The sequence below is a fragment of the Microbacterium sp. B35-04 genome (genome assembly GCF_010634885.1).
In the GTDB taxonomy this organism is placed as follows: domain Bacteria; phylum Actinomycetota; class Actinomycetes; order Actinomycetales; family Microbacteriaceae; genus Microbacterium.
The window spans coordinates 38,839-54,435 of sequence record NZ_MWLP01000005.1; the positions used below are offsets into that span (position 1 = coordinate 38,839).

The 15,597-nt window shown below is 67.8% G+C and carries 15 protein-coding genes and 2 pseudogenes; 8 read left to right on the forward strand and 9 right to left on the reverse strand.

The window, feature by feature from the left end; all coding sequences use genetic code 11:
• Positions 1–88 precede the first annotated feature (88 nt).
• Both B1729_RS01020 and B1729_RS01025 read left to right on the forward strand, forming a co-directional pair.
• Positions 89–2,095 (forward strand): annotated as a pseudogene (locus tag B1729_RS01020) (penicillin acylase family protein); the annotation flags it as partial.
• Positions 2,092–2,697, forward strand: coding sequence for a GNAT family N-acetyltransferase (locus B1729_RS01025; RefSeq protein ID WP_163630240.1), 606 nt, complete (start codon positions 2,092–2,094; stop codon positions 2,695–2,697). The pseudogene B1729_RS01020 and the gene B1729_RS01025, both read left to right, overlap by 4 nt.
• Before the next feature lie 80 nt (positions 2,698–2,777).
• Here B1729_RS01025 and B1729_RS01030 read toward each other — a convergent pair whose 3' ends face one another.
• Positions 2,778–3,488 (reverse strand): alpha/beta hydrolase, encoded by a 711-nt coding sequence (locus B1729_RS01030; RefSeq protein ID WP_163630242.1) that lies wholly within the window; start codon positions 3,486–3,488, stop codon positions 2,778–2,780.
• A gap of 207 nt (positions 3,489–3,695) precedes the next feature.
• On the opposite strand from B1729_RS01030, the gene B1729_RS01035 reads away from it, so the two are divergent.
• A complete protein-coding gene (locus tag B1729_RS01035) occupies positions 3,696–4,352 on the forward strand; it encodes a GntR family transcriptional regulator (RefSeq protein WP_204260195.1) in 657 nt (218 codons plus the stop codon).
• A gap of 150 nt (positions 4,353–4,502) precedes the next feature.
• Here B1729_RS01035 and B1729_RS20920 read toward each other — a convergent pair whose 3' ends face one another.
• From B1729_RS20920 to B1729_RS01045, 3 genes and pseudogenes are all read right to left on the reverse strand, one after another.
• The gene (locus tag B1729_RS20920) at positions 4,503–4,856 is read right to left on the reverse strand and encodes a PhzF family phenazine biosynthesis protein (protein WP_345770799.1); all 354 of its coding nucleotides are present in this window, start codon (positions 4,854–4,856) and stop codon (positions 4,503–4,505) included.
• A gap of 209 nt (positions 4,857–5,065) precedes the next feature.
• Positions 5,066–5,344: pseudogene (locus B1729_RS20925) on the reverse strand (PhzF family phenazine biosynthesis isomerase); the annotation flags it as partial.
• Between the two features lie 31 nt (positions 5,345–5,375).
• Positions 5,376–5,930, reverse strand: coding sequence for an XRE family transcriptional regulator (locus tag B1729_RS01045; protein ID WP_239526265.1), 555 nt, complete (start codon positions 5,928–5,930; stop codon positions 5,376–5,378).
• Positions 5,931–5,961: 31 nt separating this feature from the next.
• Here B1729_RS01045 and B1729_RS01050 point away from each other — a divergent pair, with 31 nt between their 5' ends.
• The 4 genes from B1729_RS01050 (at position 5,962) to B1729_RS01065 (ending at position 9,934) form a co-directional block, all read left to right on the forward strand.
• A complete protein-coding gene (locus B1729_RS01050) occupies positions 5,962–6,903 on the forward strand; it encodes a DMT family transporter (protein WP_163630244.1) in 942 nt (313 codons plus the stop codon).
• A complete protein-coding gene (locus tag B1729_RS01055; RefSeq protein ID WP_163630246.1) occupies positions 6,900–7,769 on the forward strand; it encodes a metal-dependent hydrolase in 870 nt (289 codons plus the stop codon). Before B1729_RS01050 ends, B1729_RS01055 begins: the two co-directional genes overlap by 4 nt.
• 346 nt (positions 7,770–8,115) lie before the next feature.
• Complete coding sequence (locus tag B1729_RS01060) at positions 8,116–9,192, forward strand: alpha/beta fold hydrolase (RefSeq protein ID WP_239539299.1); 1,077 nt, start codon at positions 8,116–8,118, stop codon at positions 9,190–9,192.
• Between the two features lie 76 nt (positions 9,193–9,268).
• Positions 9,269–9,934, forward strand: coding sequence for a class I SAM-dependent methyltransferase (locus tag B1729_RS01065; protein WP_163620654.1), 666 nt, complete (start codon positions 9,269–9,271; stop codon positions 9,932–9,934).
• Between the two features lie 82 nt (positions 9,935–10,016).
• Here B1729_RS01065 and B1729_RS01070 read toward each other — a convergent pair whose 3' ends face one another.
• The 4 genes from B1729_RS01070 to B1729_RS01085 form a co-directional block, all read right to left on the reverse strand.
• A complete protein-coding gene (locus B1729_RS01070) occupies positions 10,017–10,325 on the reverse strand; it encodes a putative quinol monooxygenase (RefSeq protein ID WP_163620655.1) in 309 nt (102 codons plus the stop codon).
• Positions 10,326–10,392: 67 nt separating this feature from the next.
• Positions 10,393–11,193: an ATP-binding cassette domain-containing protein gene (locus B1729_RS01075; RefSeq protein WP_204260196.1), complete on the reverse strand. Its 801-nt coding sequence runs from the start codon at positions 11,191–11,193 to the stop codon at positions 10,393–10,395.
• Positions 11,190–12,227, reverse strand: coding sequence for an ABC transporter permease (locus tag B1729_RS01080; protein WP_163620673.1), 1,038 nt, complete (start codon positions 12,225–12,227; stop codon positions 11,190–11,192). Before B1729_RS01080 ends, B1729_RS01075 begins: the two co-directional genes overlap by 4 nt.
• A gap of 75 nt (positions 12,228–12,302) precedes the next feature.
• Positions 12,303–13,403, reverse strand: a complete 1,101-nt coding sequence (locus B1729_RS01085; RefSeq protein WP_163620656.1) for a substrate-binding domain-containing protein — start codon at positions 13,401–13,403, stop codon at positions 12,303–12,305.
• A 170-nt stretch (positions 13,404–13,573) separates the two neighbouring features.
• Here B1729_RS01085 and B1729_RS01090 point away from each other — a divergent pair, with 170 nt between their 5' ends.
• Complete coding sequence (locus tag B1729_RS01090) at positions 13,574–14,575, forward strand: LacI family DNA-binding transcriptional regulator (RefSeq protein WP_163620657.1); 1,002 nt, start codon at positions 13,574–13,576, stop codon at positions 14,573–14,575.
• Positions 14,576–14,602: 27 nt separating this feature from the next.
• Here the strand turns inward: B1729_RS01090 and B1729_RS01095 are convergent, their stop codons facing one another.
• The gene (locus B1729_RS01095) at positions 14,603–15,487 is read right to left on the reverse strand and encodes a carbohydrate kinase (protein ID WP_163630248.1); all 885 of its coding nucleotides are present in this window, start codon (positions 15,485–15,487) and stop codon (positions 14,603–14,605) included.
• Positions 15,488–15,597 lie beyond the last annotated feature (110 nt).

The following is a 15,597-nucleotide window of genomic DNA, read 5'->3' on the forward strand; positions in this document are numbered from 1 at the left end:
GGTGTATCGCGACGACCTCGGCATCCCCCACATCCGCGCGACGGATGCCGGGGCTCTCGCCGAGGCGTAGGGCGAGGTCACGGCCCGCGACCGCGGCTGGCAGATCGAGATCGACCGGCTGCGCGCAGCCGGCCGGCTGTCGGAGCTGATCGGCGAAGCGGGACTCGCGTGGGACGTGTTCGCACGCCGCGCGCGGCTCGACGACACCGCGCGCAAGGCGCTGGCGGGGACGGATGCCGAGACCCGCGCCTTCGTGGCCCGCTACGCCGCAGGGGTTCGGCGCGGGATGACCGAGGCCGGTGGCGATGCCGCCGAGTTCCGCACGCTCGACGAGATCTTCGGCGGAGCGCGACCGCTCGAACCGTGGGCCGACCACGACCCGCTCGGCGTGCTCCACGTCGCGCATGCGCTGTTCTCCACGTTCCCGCTGCTGCTGTGGCGGCAGCACGTCGCCGACACCCTGGGCGACGCGTGGGTCGACGTGTTCGCAGGGTACGGCGACGGCGGCGACGAGACACAGCCCTCGTCGGGCAGCAACGCGTGGGCGCTGCACGGCTCGCGCACCGACAGCGGGATGCCGCTGCTCGCCGGTGACCCGCACCGCATCTTCGAGCTCCCCGGCGTCTACCAGCAGGTGCGGCTGGCGTGCGACGAGTTCGACGTCGTCGGGCTCGCGTTCCCCGGGGTGCCCGGCATCGCGCACTTCGGCCACACGGGCGACGCAGCCTGGGGCGTGACCAACGCCATCGCGCACGCGGTCGACGTCTTCCGCGAGCGCCTGCGGCCCGTGGCCGGCGGATACGAGGCGCTCGGCCCCGGCGGCTGGCGTCCCATCGACGTCGAACGCACCGTCGTGCGCGTGCGCGGCGGGCGCGGCGTCGAGGTCGAGGCGCTCGAGACCGAACGCGGCACCGTGGTGACCGACCTGCGCCCCGACGGCGGGGAACTGGTCGCGTGGAGCATCCGCATGCCGGCACGGGCGAATGCCGACCTCGGCGCCGGCGCGCTCCTGGGCCTGCTGCGCGCACGGACCGCGGACGACGTCGTCGCGGCGTTCTCGGGATGGGTCGATCCGGTCAACCGCGTGCTCGCCGCGGACCGCACCGGCATGGTGCTGTCGGCGACCGTCGGCACGACACCCGAACGCGCCCGCAGTGAGCGCCGGCTTCCCCTGGACGCCGCCACGACCCTGCCGGCCGCCGACAGGGGCGGGGCCTCGCACCGTGCCGTCGCCGACGTCGCCGTGGACGCGAACGAGCGTCCCTCGGACGCAGCGATCGACCTCGGCTGGGCATACCCGTCGCCGCACCGCGCCGACCGCATCCGCGTCCTGCTCGACGATCAGCGCCCGAGCTCCGTCGACGGATTCCTCCCGATCTGGGGCGACACGGCCAGCGGATCCGTGGCAGCGCTGCGCGCCCTGCTGCCGTCGGGCGCGCTGCCCCCGCGCGCGGCTGCGGCGCGCAATCGGCTCGCGGCGTGGGACGGGCGGATGGATGCCGCATCCGCCGTCGCCGGCACGTTCGCCGCTTGGCGGGCCGCCCTCGTACGGCGAGTGGCCGCGCACCCCGCGCTGCGGGCACTGCACAGGCCCCACGGATTCGGTGCGGTGTTCGACCCGTGGCTCGGCGTCACCGGCCAGGTCGCCGCGGCGCTCGCACGGCTCCTGGAACATCCTGCCCTGCGCGACGACACCCCCGTCCTGGTCGCCGCGGCGCTCGACGACGCCGCCGACGCGGGGAGCTGGGGGACGATGCATCGCCTGCTCCCGCTGCATGTCCTCGCGGAGGTGCCCGGCGCCGCGGATCCCGGCGCCGGGCTCGACGTTCCGCTGTCGGGAGACGGCGACACGGTGCGCTGCGCGGGTTCGACCCCAGGGGTCACCGACCGGGCGTGGCGGGGGTCCGTCGCACGGTGGGCGTGGGACCTTGCCGACCGCGAGAACAGCCTGTGGTCCGTGCCATTCGGCGCGGCAGGCGACCCCGCGTCCCCGCACCTCGCCGACCAACTGGCGGCCTGGACGGACGTCCGTCCCGTCCGCGTCCTCACCGACTGGACGCGCCTGCACGCCGACACCCCGACCGGAGCAGCATGACGACGACCGCCACCCCACGCCTCGCGACCGGCGCCGCCGGCTGCCTCGTGCACGCCGCCGACGTTCCCGGGCTCGGCCGACTCGAGGTGTCGGCGCTCGATCCCGTCGCCGACCTCGAGGTCATCCATCGCTGGGTGACCGCTCCCTCGGCCCGCTTCTGGGGGCTCGGCGACCTGACGCCCGAAGGGCTCCGCGACCTGTACACCTACGTCGACGGAATGACGACCCACCACGCGTTCCTGATCCGACGCGACGGCCTCCCGATCGTGCTCCTGCAGACCTACGAGCCCGAGCACGACCCGGTCGGCGAGGTGTATCGGGTGCAACCCGGCGATGTCGGCATCCACTTCCTCCTCGGCGACCGTGGCGCACCCGCGCCTCGGTTCACCACTCGCGTCGCCCACGCGATCGCCGGCTTCCTGTTCTCGCAGCCGGGCGCGGAGCGGATCGTGATCGAGCCCGACGTCGACAACGACCGCGCCCTCGCCCGCGCGGGCCTCTTCGGATTCACTCTCGGACCGCGCGTCGAACTGCCAGGCAAGTCCGGGCGACTCGCGTTCCTCACGCGCGACGAGTGGGAGAACTCGCCGCAGCCCATGTGAGGTCCGGGTTCCTGGACATCACAGCCGACGCGCGCCCCGGCGCACTGAGAGAGAGGCGCCGAAGGTGGGCGCACCGCGACTCACTGACCGGTGGGTGGGGCGCCCTCTGCGGCTGCAGCGATGGTGTCGGCGACGACCCCGGCCTGCGTCACGTAGAGTGCGTGGCTGGCAGAGACGTTCGTGATCTTCGCGCCCGCCCGCGTGGCCATGTGCTGCAGCATCGCCTGGTCGAACGACTTGTCCTCCGTGGCGATGACAGCCCATGTGGGCTTCTCGCGCCACGCCGCGTTCTTCACGGGCGTGGCGAAGACCGACATGTTGATCGGCACCTGCGCGTCCCGCAGGAACGCGGCGTCGGCGTCACTCGCGTCGTGGGCGAAGCCGGCCTTGAACTTCTCCGAATTGAGGAAGCCGTACCCGTCGTCGACGACATCGATGACGAACTCCGGCGTCTCGGCGAAACCCTCGTACTGCTGCCCGGTGGTCTCGCCCGCATCAGGTGCCAGCGCCGAGACGTAGACCAGTCCCGCGACGTTGGGGTGGACGCCCGCCTCGGTGATCACTGTGCCGCCCCAGGAGTGGCCGACGAGGATCGCAGGGCCGTCCTGTCGATCGAGGACCCGCGTGGTCGCGGCGACGTCATCCTCGAGCGAGGTGAGTGGGTTCTGGACAATGGTGACCTTGAAGCCCCGAGACGTCAGGTTGTCGTAGACGCCACGCCAGCCCGCACCATCGGCGAAGGCGCCGTGCACCAGCACAACGTTCTTGATCTGCTGATCGGAGGTGCTCATTTTCTCTTCCTTTCTGTCTCTCGTCCGGTGTCTCCGGAGCGAGCACTCGTCAGTCGGCGGAGCCAACACGAGCAATATATTGCATGTTGCATTCAGCAACAAGGATGCTCGGGTCTATATTCCGGGGGTGTCGGTTACCCAGAGTCGGCCCCCACCCTGACTCGTCCAGACTTGACGGATGCCGGGATTCTGTGTGCAATACATCGCATGCCGATCCCGCAGAATCACCTACCAGTCGGCCGCTCGCTCCTCCGCGATGACGTCTATGTGCGCCTGCGTGACGCGATCGTCGACGGCACGTTCGCGCCCGGTGAGAGCCTCCGGGACGGCGAGCTCGCGGAATGGCTCGGCGTGAGTCGGACGCCGGTACGCGAAGCGCTTCTGCGGCTCGCTGCGAGCGGGCTGATCGTGGCCCGGCCGGGACGCTCGACGGTCGTGGCGGAGATGGAAGAGGGCACCGTGCGACACGCACGTGACGTCGTCGCCGCGATGCACGAACTCGCCGCACGTCTGGCAGTACCTGACCTGGCCTCCTCGGTCGTCGAAGAGATGCGCGAGGCCAACGAAAGGTTCTCAGCGGCCGTGGAGTCCGGCGATGCCATCGCCGCTGTCGCAGCCGACGATGACTTCCACGGAGCGCTCGTCCGCGCGTCCGGCAATCCCTCTCTCGCAGCTGTGCTCGAACAGTTCGAGCCCGTCGTGCGGCGGGCTGAGTTCCTGCGCTTCGTGTCGATCGACCGATTCACCTCGCGCGAACGCCACGCCGCATTGATCGCGATGTGCCAAGCCGCGGATGCCGAGGGCGCGGCCGAGCTCGCGTTCCAGACGTGGCACAGTCTTCCCGTCGCTGAACCACACCCGTAGGCGCGAAACGGACTACCCGGGATCGGCGGACTCGACGCGAACTCGGGTCGTACGTGGGTGTAGCGGCCCCGCTGGGAACGGTGCTCCGAAACCCCGCAAGGCCGGCGGCGTAGCGGCGAGCCCGATCTGAGACCTGGTTCCGCCATGCCTTCAGATCAGGACGCTTCCGGTAAGGATGACGTCGGCGTGCCCACCGACCCAGACCTGCTCGTTTTCGCTGGTGATGTGCACTCGGCCTTGTCGCCCCATCGCAGTTCCTTGAGCAGCGACGAAGGGAGCAGTCAAACGCCCACTGGCGATCAGCCACTCCGCCGCCGCAGCGTTGAGGCTACCGGTCACGGGATCTTCTCTAAGAGGCTCTTCGCCCTCGGTGAAGAACGCGCGCACCTCCACGGCGACGTCCGAGCTCCTTCGGTGCAGCCCCAGAACACCGATGTCCCAGCAACCTGGGTGGTGGGACGCATCAGGTCGGAGACCGAGCACGGTGTCCGCGCCATCCAGCAAGAGGCCGACCCAGCCAGGACCGTTGTCGAGCCACTCGGCGTCGAGGACCTGACTGCCATCAATGCCGAGGATGCTGGTGAGCTCTTGAGCAGCTCGTCATCGACGGGACCAGAGCGCGTACGAGGAGGTGCAGTGAAGGTGAGCATGCTTCCATCGATCCGGACTGGTACGAGGCCTGCGTCGCATTCCTGCACGACGACCGTGGGATCCGCCGGCATGCCGCCCGCGTCGAGCCAAGCGCGTGCCGTACCCAGGGTCGGGTGGCCGGCGAACGGGATCTCGGTGTTCAGGCTGAAGATGCGAACGCGATAGTCCGCGCCCGCGTTCGTCGGGGGAAGCACGAAGGTGCACTCGGACAAGTTCGTCCACACGGAGAACTGCCGCATGGTCTCGTCGTCGAGGCCGTCTGCCTCGAGCACCACCGCGACAGGGTTGCCGCGCGTCGGGCCTTGTCCGAATACATCCACCTGGCGGAAGCCGCGATTCACGGGAGCGCTCGCCTCTCTTTTCCGGCTGGTCTCAACTCACGACCACACGTATGAATCGCGCCCGAGCATTTTCTTCGTTGATGTACGCGTATTGCTGGGCGGTGGGGAAGGCGAGATGGTCGCCGGTCTGCAGAGTGACGCCGCCATCTTCCTTCTGAATGAGGATGGAGCCTTCGGAGACGAGGATCATCTCGGACCACCCCACAGGGTCGGGCTCGGCATCGTAGCGGTCGCCGGGTTCGAGCGTCCACGCCCAGAGCTGCGCATCTTTCGCGGCGTGAACGGAAGCGAGCAGCACGGCCTCGCTGCCCGGCACATTCCCTTGCCAGGCGACTTCCCTGACGTCCGTATGGGGTGCGGCCGGCGCTGCAACGAGGTCGACGAAGGTGACACCCAGTGCATCCGCGAGGTGATCGAGTCCGGTCAAGCTGATGTTCGCCTCCCCTGCCTCGAGCTTGACGATGGTGCGGCGACTGATGCCCGAACGATCTGCAAGCGCGACCTGACTGAGTTCCGCAGCCACACGAAATCTGCGTACGTTAGCGCTGACGTGCGCGAGAACCGCGGACGTTCCTTCGATTTGCATGTGCATCATTCTGCACCATAGAGTGTGCAGCATGTTGCACACTGGCAAGAGGGTCTCGTTGTCTCGGCAAGAGGTCGCCCTTATCGCCATTACGGCAGTGTGGGGCGCGACGTTCCTGATCGTGCACATCGCGGTCCAGTACAGCGGGCCATGGTTCTTCGTCGGCATGCGGTTTCTTACTGCTGGAGTGATCACCGCGGTGGTCTTCGCAAAGGTCCTTTCGGGACTGACGTGGAAGGAGATCTGGGCTGGGTGTGCGATCGGGCTGATGATCTACCTCGGGTACGGCTTGCAGACCGTTGGGCTGCAGACCATCAACAGCAGCACCTCGGCGTTCATCACATCCCTCTACGTTCCGTTGGTTCCGGTGCTGCAGTGGATCGTGTTCCGAAAGCCCCCAGGGCTTCTCACCTGGCTCGGCGTGGCACTCGCCTTCACCGGCCTCCTGCTTCTCGCTGACCCCGGCAACGTCGGCTTCAGCTTCGGGGCGGGCGAGATCGCGACGCTGGCCAGCACCCTTCCGATCGCAGCTGAAATCATCCTCATCGGCTTCTTCGCCGGCAAGGTGCACCTCGGTCGCGTCACCGTTGTGCAGCTGCTCGTGGCCGGACTACTCGGCTTCGCCACCATGCCCGTCGTCGGCGAGCAGGCTCCCGAGTTCTCGTGGGTGTGGCTGGCAGCGGCGGTCGCTCTCGGCGCGGCGAGCTGTCTCATCCAGATCACGATGAACTGGGCCCAGCGATCAGTCTCACCGACGCGCGCCACGATCATCTACGCGGGCGAACCGGTGTGGGCCGCGATCATCGGCCGCATCGCCGGCGACAGGCTTCCCCCCGTCGCGATCGCCGGGGCGGTCCTCATCGTCGCCGGCGCCGTCGTCAGTGAACTCAAGCCGCGCGAACGCACCGAAACCGACGAGTCTGCAGACGGGCCCCTCCCTGACCCCCTCCCGAGCGAACGGACCAACGCATGACCCTCCCCACGACCGACACCGCCGTCACCTACCCGGCTGGCGCGACAACCTCTACCGGCACCGTGCTGCACGTGGAAGGTCTCCCGAGCGGGCAAGCCGCCGTCATCCTCGACGTCACAGCATTCCACCCCGTCGACACCGCATGGCCCGACCAGCCTGCCGACCTCGGCACCCTCACCGCAGCGATGGGCACGCAGCCGATCGTCGACGCGGTCACCGGTGGCATCCACGAGGGAGCGCTGCACCTGGGCGCAGACTTGCCGGTGCGCACGGGAACCGAAGGCTGGACCTTCGTCGTGGCCCACATCATCGACGGCACACCACCCGAGACCGGCGAAGGGGTCCGCATCGACGTCGACCCGGAGCACCGCGCTGCGCTCTCCCGGGCACACACCGCTTGCCACCTCGCCGCGCTCGCTCTCGACGCCGCACTAGCTGGGTCGTGGAGCAAAGCCGTCCCGACGGATGCGCTCGGAAGTCCCGCGTTCGACTCGCTGGCGATTCAGCAGTCGCGCATCACACCCCATCACTCGGTCGACATCTACAGGATCGGCAAGTCGCTGCGTCGCAAAGGATTCATGGTCACTGCGCTGGACGACCTAGAAGCCGTCACCGATCGAACCAATGCGCAGCTCGCCACCTGGGTCGGCGCCGGCGGGCCGGTGCGCATCGATCGTGACGATGACCGGCTGTCTTCGCGGCGCACCTGGGTTTGCGAGTTGCCGGGCGGCTCGACCGACATCCCCTGCGGTGGCACACACGTCACGAACATCACCGAGATCGCCGGCATCACCACATCGCTCACCACCAGCCAGGTCGAGGGCGGTCTAGAACTCGTCATGGCGACAGCCGTCCACGCGCTCTGACCCGCGACGGTGCCTCAGTCATACGGAATCCGACGCTCGCACCCGATTGCCCCTCGAGATCAGTCTCACACTCGGGCAGCTGACCGACGGCATGGCGATGGACTACTGCTGCAGTTGACGCGCTTCCTCGCGCGGGTGTTTACGGGCGCGCCGGCCATCGATCGGACGCGGGCCTCCGGAGCACCCACAAGCACTGGTGGCGACCGGCTTCCGAACGCTGCTCCTGCGGGCCGTCGTGACCGGTCGTCCCAATCGCGCTGAGAGAAGCACCCCCATGGGTGGGTTTCGCAGGGCCCGTGCCGGCTGGGTGATGGATGAGTGGTGATGGTGGGGCCCAGCTTCCTTCGTGCTGATCTCGCCGAGCCGAAGCCCGGCCATGGTGAAATGGCGTGTGCAGCAACGCATGGGGCGGCTGACGGCGACCGATGGCACCGAGATCGCGTATGCGACGATCGGCGCCGGGCGCCCGCTGGTGTATGTCAGCGGCTGGCTCAGTCATCTCCAGCTGAGCTGGGAACTGCCAGAAGAGCGCGCGTTCTACGAGAGCCTCGGGAAGGGGTGCCGCCTCGTGCGGTACGACCGCGCCGGCTGCGGTCTGTCCGCAGCATCCGATCGCGCACCGTCCATGTCTTATGAGCTGGAGCAGCTGGCCGCAGTCGCCGAGGCCGTCGGCCGCGAGCCTTTCGATCTGATGGGAACGTCCATGGGCGCGCTCGTCGCGGTGGCCTGGGCCGCGGCACACCCGGAATCCGTCCGGCGGCTGGTGCTCTATGGCGGATGGGCGTCCGGCGCGGAGGTCTCCCCGCCCGCGGTGCAGGACCACGTCCTCGGACTGATCGAGTCGCACTGGGGTCTGGGCTCCGACCTGCTCACCGACATCTTCGCCCCCGACGCGAGTCCCGCGTCGCGTCAGCAGTTCGCTCAGTACCAGCGGGCATCATCGACCGCCGAAACTGCCCGGTCGCTGCTGGCGATGAGTTACAGCCTGGACGTGAGTGACCTGCTCGCGCGGGTCCGCGCTCCCACGCTGGTGGTGCATCGTGCGCAAGACCGGGCCGCTCCCGTCGAGCAGGCGGCAGCACTGGCAGACGGCATTCCCGATGCGCGTCTTGTCGTGGTGCCCGGCCGCTCGCATCTGCCGTACGAGGGCGATGCCCAGGGCGTCGTAACGCCGATTCGCCGGTTCCTGGGCTTGCGCAGCCTGCCCCGCGGGCCACGAACGCTGACGCCTCGGCAGACGGAAGTCGCCGCCCTGGTCAGCGCGGGGTGCACGAATCGGGAGATCGCCACCCGGCTGGGCATCGACGAACGCTCGGCCGAAGGTCACGTCGAACGGATCCGACTGCGCCTCGGCTTCACGTCGCGAGCCCAGATCGCCGCCTGGTTCGTCGCCCGACGCGACGCGCCGGGATCGACGAAGTGAGGTAGTTCCACGCCTGAAAGACCGTGGCCGGCGGCGCACGCTGATGTCATCCACAACGTCACACCCAGGAGCAGAGATGACACAGACCGCGACCGCAACCTCGCCGGAAGCCACCTTCGAGCAGCACGCCTTGCGCGGCCGATTCAATGCCGCGTTCTTTCGAGTGATGGACCCCTATATGGAGTGGAACCTGCGCAGCCGCAAGCAGCGTCTGTTCGCCGGGCTGCCGCGTGAGATCGTCGAGATCGGACCGGGCGTCGGCGCCAACCTCCGCCACCTGCCCCCCGGCAGCACGCTCGTTGCCATCGAACCGAACCGGTACATGCACGGCCGTCTGATCGAAGCTGCACAGCGGCGCGGCGTGCAGCTCGATCTGCGCGAACGCATGGCCGAGCAGACGGACATTCCCGACAGCAGTGTGGACAGCGTGATCTCTTCGCTGGTGCTTTGCTCGGTGCAGGATCCAGCGGCCGTGCTCGCCGAGGTACGGCGCATCCTGCGCCCGGGCGGCACCTTCCGGTTCCTGGAGCACGTCGTGGCGGCGCCAGGCTCGCCGACCCGCCTCGCCCAGCGGATGCTTCGCCGTCCATGGGCATGGACGTTCGAGGGCTGCTCCTGCGAACGCGACCTGGAGCAATCCGTGCGCGCCGCGGGATTCGCGACGGTCACCGTAGAGCGCTACCGGGTGCATACCCCCTTCCTGCCGTTCAACACCCACATCGCCGGCATCGCGCGGGCGTAGACATCGCACCTGCATGCCGAGCACGCCGATCGCTTGATTCCTGGACTCTTCTCCCCTCGCCCGCGGTCTCCCGGTCGAGCCGTCAAGGCTCGACCGGCCGCAAGAAGCTCAGCTGGCTCCCGGACTGCACGATCAAGGGGCCGAGTGCATCATTGAACTCGCGTCCTGCCGGAGCGGCGAGATGCTGGTCGAACGCCGCTCGATTGAGGTAGATCTCGAACACGAAGAACCGGTCGGGCGCCTCCGCGCGGCGGTAGACGTCGAACGTCACGTTGCCCGGTTCCGCGCGGACCACCTGCGCGAAGTCGCGCAGGAGTCCGTCGACAGCCTGGGCGGCACCGGCGCGCGCCGTGAACTCCGCGTAAAGGACGACCGCTTCCGACTCGGTCATGCGGGATTCACGTTCCGGGGTCCTTGGTGCCGAGCAATGCCGGCTGCAGCGTATGAGACGACCGGGTTCACCCCTGTGCCGCGCCAGTCATGATCGCTACCGCATCGGTCATCGAGTGCGTTTGCGGAGTGATGGTCGCTGCACGCTTTCCAAGCCGCTGTACGTGGATGCGGTCAGCGACCTGGAACACCTGCGGCATGTTGTGCGAGATGAGGATCACCGGCACCCCGTGCTCGCGCAGTCGCACGATGAGCTCGAGAACTTGGTTGGACTCGCGCACGCCGAGAGCTGCGGTCGGCTCGTCCAGAACCACGACCTTCGACCCGAATGCCGCGGCGCGCGCGACGGCGACTGCCTGGCGTTGTCCGCCCGAGAGGTTCTCAACTGAGACGGTCACGTCCTGCAGCGTTGAGATGCCCAGCTTCTGGACCTGTTCTCGCGCCTCTCTGCGCATCCCCGACGTGTCGAGCGCGCGGAACACCGATCCGGCGATTCCAGGCTTACGGCGCTCCCTGCCGAGGAACAGGTTCGCCGCCACATCCAGAGCGGGCGAGACGGCGAGGTTCTGGTAGACCGTCTCGATTCCCGCGGAGCGGGCGTCCTGCGGCCGTTTGAAGTGCACCTCCTCGCCGTCGAGCAGCAGCTGCCCCTCGTCGGGGATGTAGGCGCCGGTGAGGCACTTGATGAGGGTGGACTTGCCGGCCCCGTTGTCGCCGATGACGGCGAGCACCTCGCCGGCGTGCAGCGTGAGGCTGACGCCATCCAGGCCGACGACGCGACCGAAGGTCTTCACGAGCCGCTTCGCCTCGAGGACCGGGACGCCTGCCGGGGTGGGTGCAGGCTCAACTGCTCCTTCAATGAGAGTCACTTGCGTACCTTTCTGATCCACTGGTCGACTGCGACGGCGACGATGACGAGGATGCCGATCGCGAGAGTCTGGTAGAGCCCGTCGACGCCGGCGAGGAAGAGTCCGTTGCGGAAGACACCGACGATGATCGCGCCGAGGAGGGTTCCCCAGATGACGCCGCGGCCGCCGAAGAGGGACGTGCCGCCGATGACGACGGCCGTGATCGAGTCGAGGTTGAGATCCGCGCCGGCATTCGGGCTCGCCGCACCGGACCGGCCGATCTGGATCCACGCGGCCACCGCGAGCACGGCGCCGGCGGCGACGTAGACGCTCATCAGCACACGGCTGGTCGAGATGCCCGCGAGACGTGCCGCTTCAGCGTCGTCGCCGACGGCGTAGACGTGCCGCCCCCAGGCGGTGCGACCGAGAATATAGGCCATCAGAACGTAGAGGGCGAGCATGATGATCACCCCGACCGTGAGCCGGATATCCCCGATCGGGAACGCGGTGGCTGTGAACGTCAGCAGCTCAGGCATCTCCGCCTTGCGGATCGTCTGCCCCCCGCTGTAGAGGAGCGTCAAGGCGATGAACACGTTGAGTGTTCCCAGAGTGGCTATGAACGGCGGGAGCTTGATGCGGGTCACGAGGAATCCGTTGAGTGCTCCCGCGGCGAGGGCGGCGATGAGGCCGGCGAAGAGAGCGAGGGGCGCCGGGAGACCGTTGTGCACCGCGGTTTGCGCCATCACCATCGAGGCGAGGATCATCGACGCGCCGACGGAGAGGTCGATTCCCGCGGTCAGGATGATGAGGGTCTGGGCGATCGCCACGGTGCCGACGACCGAGACCTGGTCGAGGATGAGCGACAAGTTCGCGGGGGCGAAGAACCGCGGGTTGATGCTGCCGAAGACGATGATCGCCAGGACGAGAACGATCGCTGGGCTGATCGCCGGGTAACGATGCAAGGTGCCGCGGACCCGGTCAAGCGGCGTCCGGCGATCGAGGAACTCAGCTGCCAGGTCGAGGGTGGATGTGGGCGGTGCTTCTTGGGTCACAATTTCACTCCGTCGTGTCGAGGGAGGGATGCCGCGACCGCCGTGGAGAGCGGCCGTCGCGGCATCCCGATTCGGGTGTTACTCGCCGCCCCAGCAGATCTCGGCGGCTTCGGTGGTGTCGATCGACTCGACGCCGTCGGCGGGCTGGTCCGTGACCAACGCGACACCGGTGTTGAAGAAGTCGAGGCCCTCGCTCGTCTCCGGTACGGTGCCGTCTTCAACCAGCTCCACGATCGCCTCCACGCCGAGTTCGGCCATCTTGACGGGGTACTGCTGGCTGGTCGCATCGATGATGCCGTCGGCGACCTGCCCCACTCCGGCGCAGCCGCCGTCGACCGAGACGATGAGCACGTCATCTCCGCTCTTGCCCGCCGCCTCCAGCGCCTGGTACGCCCCGTATGCGGCCGGCTCGTTGATCGTGTAGACGACGTTGATGTCAGAGTTCTTGGCGAGCAGATTCTCCATGGCCGTGCGGCCACCGTCCTCGGCACCCTGGGATGCTTCGTTGCCCACGATCGTGTAGGTGCCGCCACCCGGGAGCGTTCCGGTGGGCTCCTCGTCGCCGTTGACTTGAGCGTCGCCCAGGTCGATGCCGAGTCCGTCCAGGAAACCCTGGTCGCGGTTGTAGTCCACCGTCACGGCCTTATCGTCGAAGAGGTCGATCAGCCCGATCACCGCATCTCCATCACCGAGCGTGGCGGCGGTCCACTGGCCGATGTACTGCCCCGCGAGGTAGTTGTCGGTCGCGAACGTGATGTCGACGGCATCCGCGGGATCGGGAACGGTATCGAGCGCGATCACGAAAAGTCCCGCATCGCGTGCTTTCTCGATTGCGTCCAGCACCGCAGGTCCGTTCGGTGTGATCAGGATGCCGGCATCGCCCTTCGAGATGGCCGCCTCGATCGCCTGGATCTGAGTGTCTTCATCGCCGTCCTCCTTGCCGGCCGCAAGCGTCAGGCTGACGCCGTTGGCCTCGGCGGCGGCCTGCGCCCCCTCCTGCATCGCAATGAAGAACGGGTTCGAGTTCGTCTTCACGATCAGCGAGACGCCGATCTCGTCGCCCGCTTCGCCGCCGGCAGAAAGCGCCGATCCGCTGCCGCCGGCGCAACCGGTAAGGGTGAGCGCCGCGACAGCGGACACCGCGAAGGTGGTCAAAAGCGCCTTGCGGCCCCGGTGCATGTGATTCCTCATTGAATTCCTCTCGGTCGCGCTGTCCGTTGACAACGATGTCATAGTCGGGTGTAGTCGACTCCTGGGATAGAGTCAAGTCACCAAATCCGAATCGAGATGAGTTCGTGACAACGATGTCAGCACGGCGGCCCGATCATGAGGGTCGAACCACCGCCACGATGAAACAGGTTGCGGCGCTCGCCGGAGTAGGCATCAAGACGGTGTCGCGCGTCGTCAATCACGAAGCAAATGTGGCTCCGGCGACGGCTTCCAGGGTGTGGGACGCTGTGCGGGCCTTGGACTACCACGTGGACCTGCAGGCGGGCAGCCTTCGTCGCGCAGGCGGCCGCACACGCACGCTCGGGCTACTCGTCAGCAGCGTCGATAACCCGTTCGCAGGGGCGATCCATCGTGCCGTCGAGGACGCCGCCGTCGAGCGGGGCGTCTCGGTCTTCACTTCCAGCCTCGACGACGATCCGCTTCGCGAGGCGTACGCGGTGAGTGCGTTCCTGCAGCGGAGAGTCGACGGGCTGATCCTCACCACCGCGAGCCCCCGCCCCCAGTATCTCGGCGCAGTGCTGCAGCGTGGGCTGCCCGTGGTCTACGTCGACCGGAAGCCCGTCGATGAAACGCTGGACGCGGTCACGAGCGACAACCGCGCCGCCGCCGAACTAGCGACCGCGCACCTGATCTCTCACGGCCACCGGCGCATCGCACTCCTCGCCGACCGCCTCGACATCGGCACCGCCCGCGAGCGACAGCGGGGATTTCTCGACGCGCTCGGTCACGCGGGAATCTCGACCACCCTGGCCCCGATGGTCACCGAACTGCACGACGCCGCCTCTGCCCAGGTCGCCCTGGCCCGACTGCTCGCATCAGAAGCCCCGCCTACCGCGGTGTTCAGCGCGCAGAACCTCATCACGGTCGGCGCGCTGCACGCGCTTCGGGTGGCTGGCCTCCAGCACGCGGTCGCTCTCGTAGGATTCGACGACATCCCCCTCGCCGACCTTGTGGAGCCGGGCGTCACGGTCATCGCGCAGGACCCGCAGCAGATCGGACGGGTCGCCGTGGAGCGCGTCTTCGCTCGGCTCGAAGGCGACACCAGCCCCGCCAGACATACCATCACGCCCACGAAGCTCATCCCCCGCGGCAGCGGCGAGATCGCACCCGCGGCGGAGTAGCGACGCCCTATCGTGCCCCGAGTACAGCTAGAGCTCCGCTGCCCACGGAAGGTCCGCGCCCTTGCGTGAGACGGTGATTGCAGCGGCGGCGACCGCGTCGCGCCCGATGTACTCCAGCGTTTCTCGGCCGAGGTTCTCGCTTCCGGTGATCAGCAGCGAGTTGATCAATGAGGCCATGAACGTATCGCCCGCACCGATCGTGTCAACCACGCTCACTGCTGCCGCCGGGACCCACACCCGATGATCGGCGTTGACGATGATCGCTCCCTTGGACCCCAGCGTCATCGCGCCCAGCCGAGGACCGAGTCCGAGTACGGCGTCCAACACAAGATCCGGCGCGACGCCGGGATAAAGCCACGCCGCATCCTCATCGCTCATCTTGACTACCGTGGCGAGCCGCGCGGTTTCCTCGAAAACCGGCAACGCCTCATCGTGGGAGCCCAGTAGTGCGGGTCGGATGTTCGGGTCGTATGTGATCTCGGCGGCCGATATGTCCCGGAGCAGGTCGCGCACAGAGCTCGCTCCTGGTTCGAGAAACGTTGCCACGGATCCCGTGTGCACAAGTCTTCGCGCCAAGCCCGCAGGGCGGCGCACAGCCCAGGCCAGGTCGAACTCGTACTCCGCCTGGCCGTCAGCTCCAATTGTGGCGATGGCCGTAGCGGTGTGCCCTGCGCTGATCGACTCCACCAGAACGTGAACACCGGATCGCTCCAGGTGTTGAATGATGGCTTCACCACGAGAGTCGTCCCCGAGATGGGTCAATAGTGCGACGTCGGCTCCCCGCCTGCCCAGCCCGAGGGCGACATTAGCTGGAGAGCCACCGACGTGTTCGATTCGCTCAGTGTCCGTCTGGACGATGTCGATGAGCGCCTCGCCGATCACCAGAACATCGCAGTCTCGTCGGTGGGTCATTTCTCCTCGGGATCCTCTGATTGGGTGGCGCTTGGTCGCGAGCCAGCACATTGTCGGTCGGGACGTTGGTCAAGCGTTCGGAGAGGACCCGGTTGATGACGTGGGTTGCT

Bases quoted from the DNA above. Each gene is read 5' to 3' on its own strand.
- B1729_RS01025 (WP_163630240.1), top strand. From the start codon at position 2,092: ATGACGACGACCGCCACCCCACGCCTCGCGACCGGCGCCGCCGGCTGC.
- B1729_RS01030 (WP_163630242.1), bottom strand. From the start codon at position 3,488: ATGAGCACCTCCGATCAGCAGATCAAGAACGTTGTGCTGGTGCACGGC.
- B1729_RS01035 (WP_204260195.1), top strand. From the start codon at position 3,696: ATGCCGATCCCGCAGAATCACCTACCAGTCGGCCGCTCGCTCCTCCGC.
- B1729_RS01045 (WP_239526265.1), bottom strand. From the start codon at position 5,930: ATGCAAATCGAAGGAACGTCCGCGGTTCTCGCGCACGTCAGCGCTAAC.
- B1729_RS01050 (WP_163630244.1), top strand. From the start codon at position 5,962: ATGTTGCACACTGGCAAGAGGGTCTCGTTGTCTCGGCAAGAGGTCGCC.
- B1729_RS01055 (WP_163630246.1), top strand. From the start codon at position 6,900: ATGACCCTCCCCACGACCGACACCGCCGTCACCTACCCGGCTGGCGCG.
- B1729_RS01065 (WP_163620654.1), top strand. From the start codon at position 9,269: ATGACACAGACCGCGACCGCAACCTCGCCGGAAGCCACCTTCGAGCAG.
- B1729_RS01070 (WP_163620655.1), bottom strand. From the start codon at position 10,325: ATGACCGAGTCGGAAGCGGTCGTCCTTTACGCGGAGTTCACGGCGCGC.
- B1729_RS01085 (WP_163620656.1), bottom strand. From the start codon at position 13,403: ATGCACCGGGGCCGCAAGGCGCTTTTGACCACCTTCGCGGTGTCCGCT.
- B1729_RS01090 (WP_163620657.1), top strand. From the start codon at position 13,574: ATGAAACAGGTTGCGGCGCTCGCCGGAGTAGGCATCAAGACGGTGTCG.
- B1729_RS01095 (WP_163630248.1), bottom strand. From the start codon at position 15,487: ATGACCCACCGACGAGACTGCGATGTTCTGGTGATCGGCGAGGCGCTC.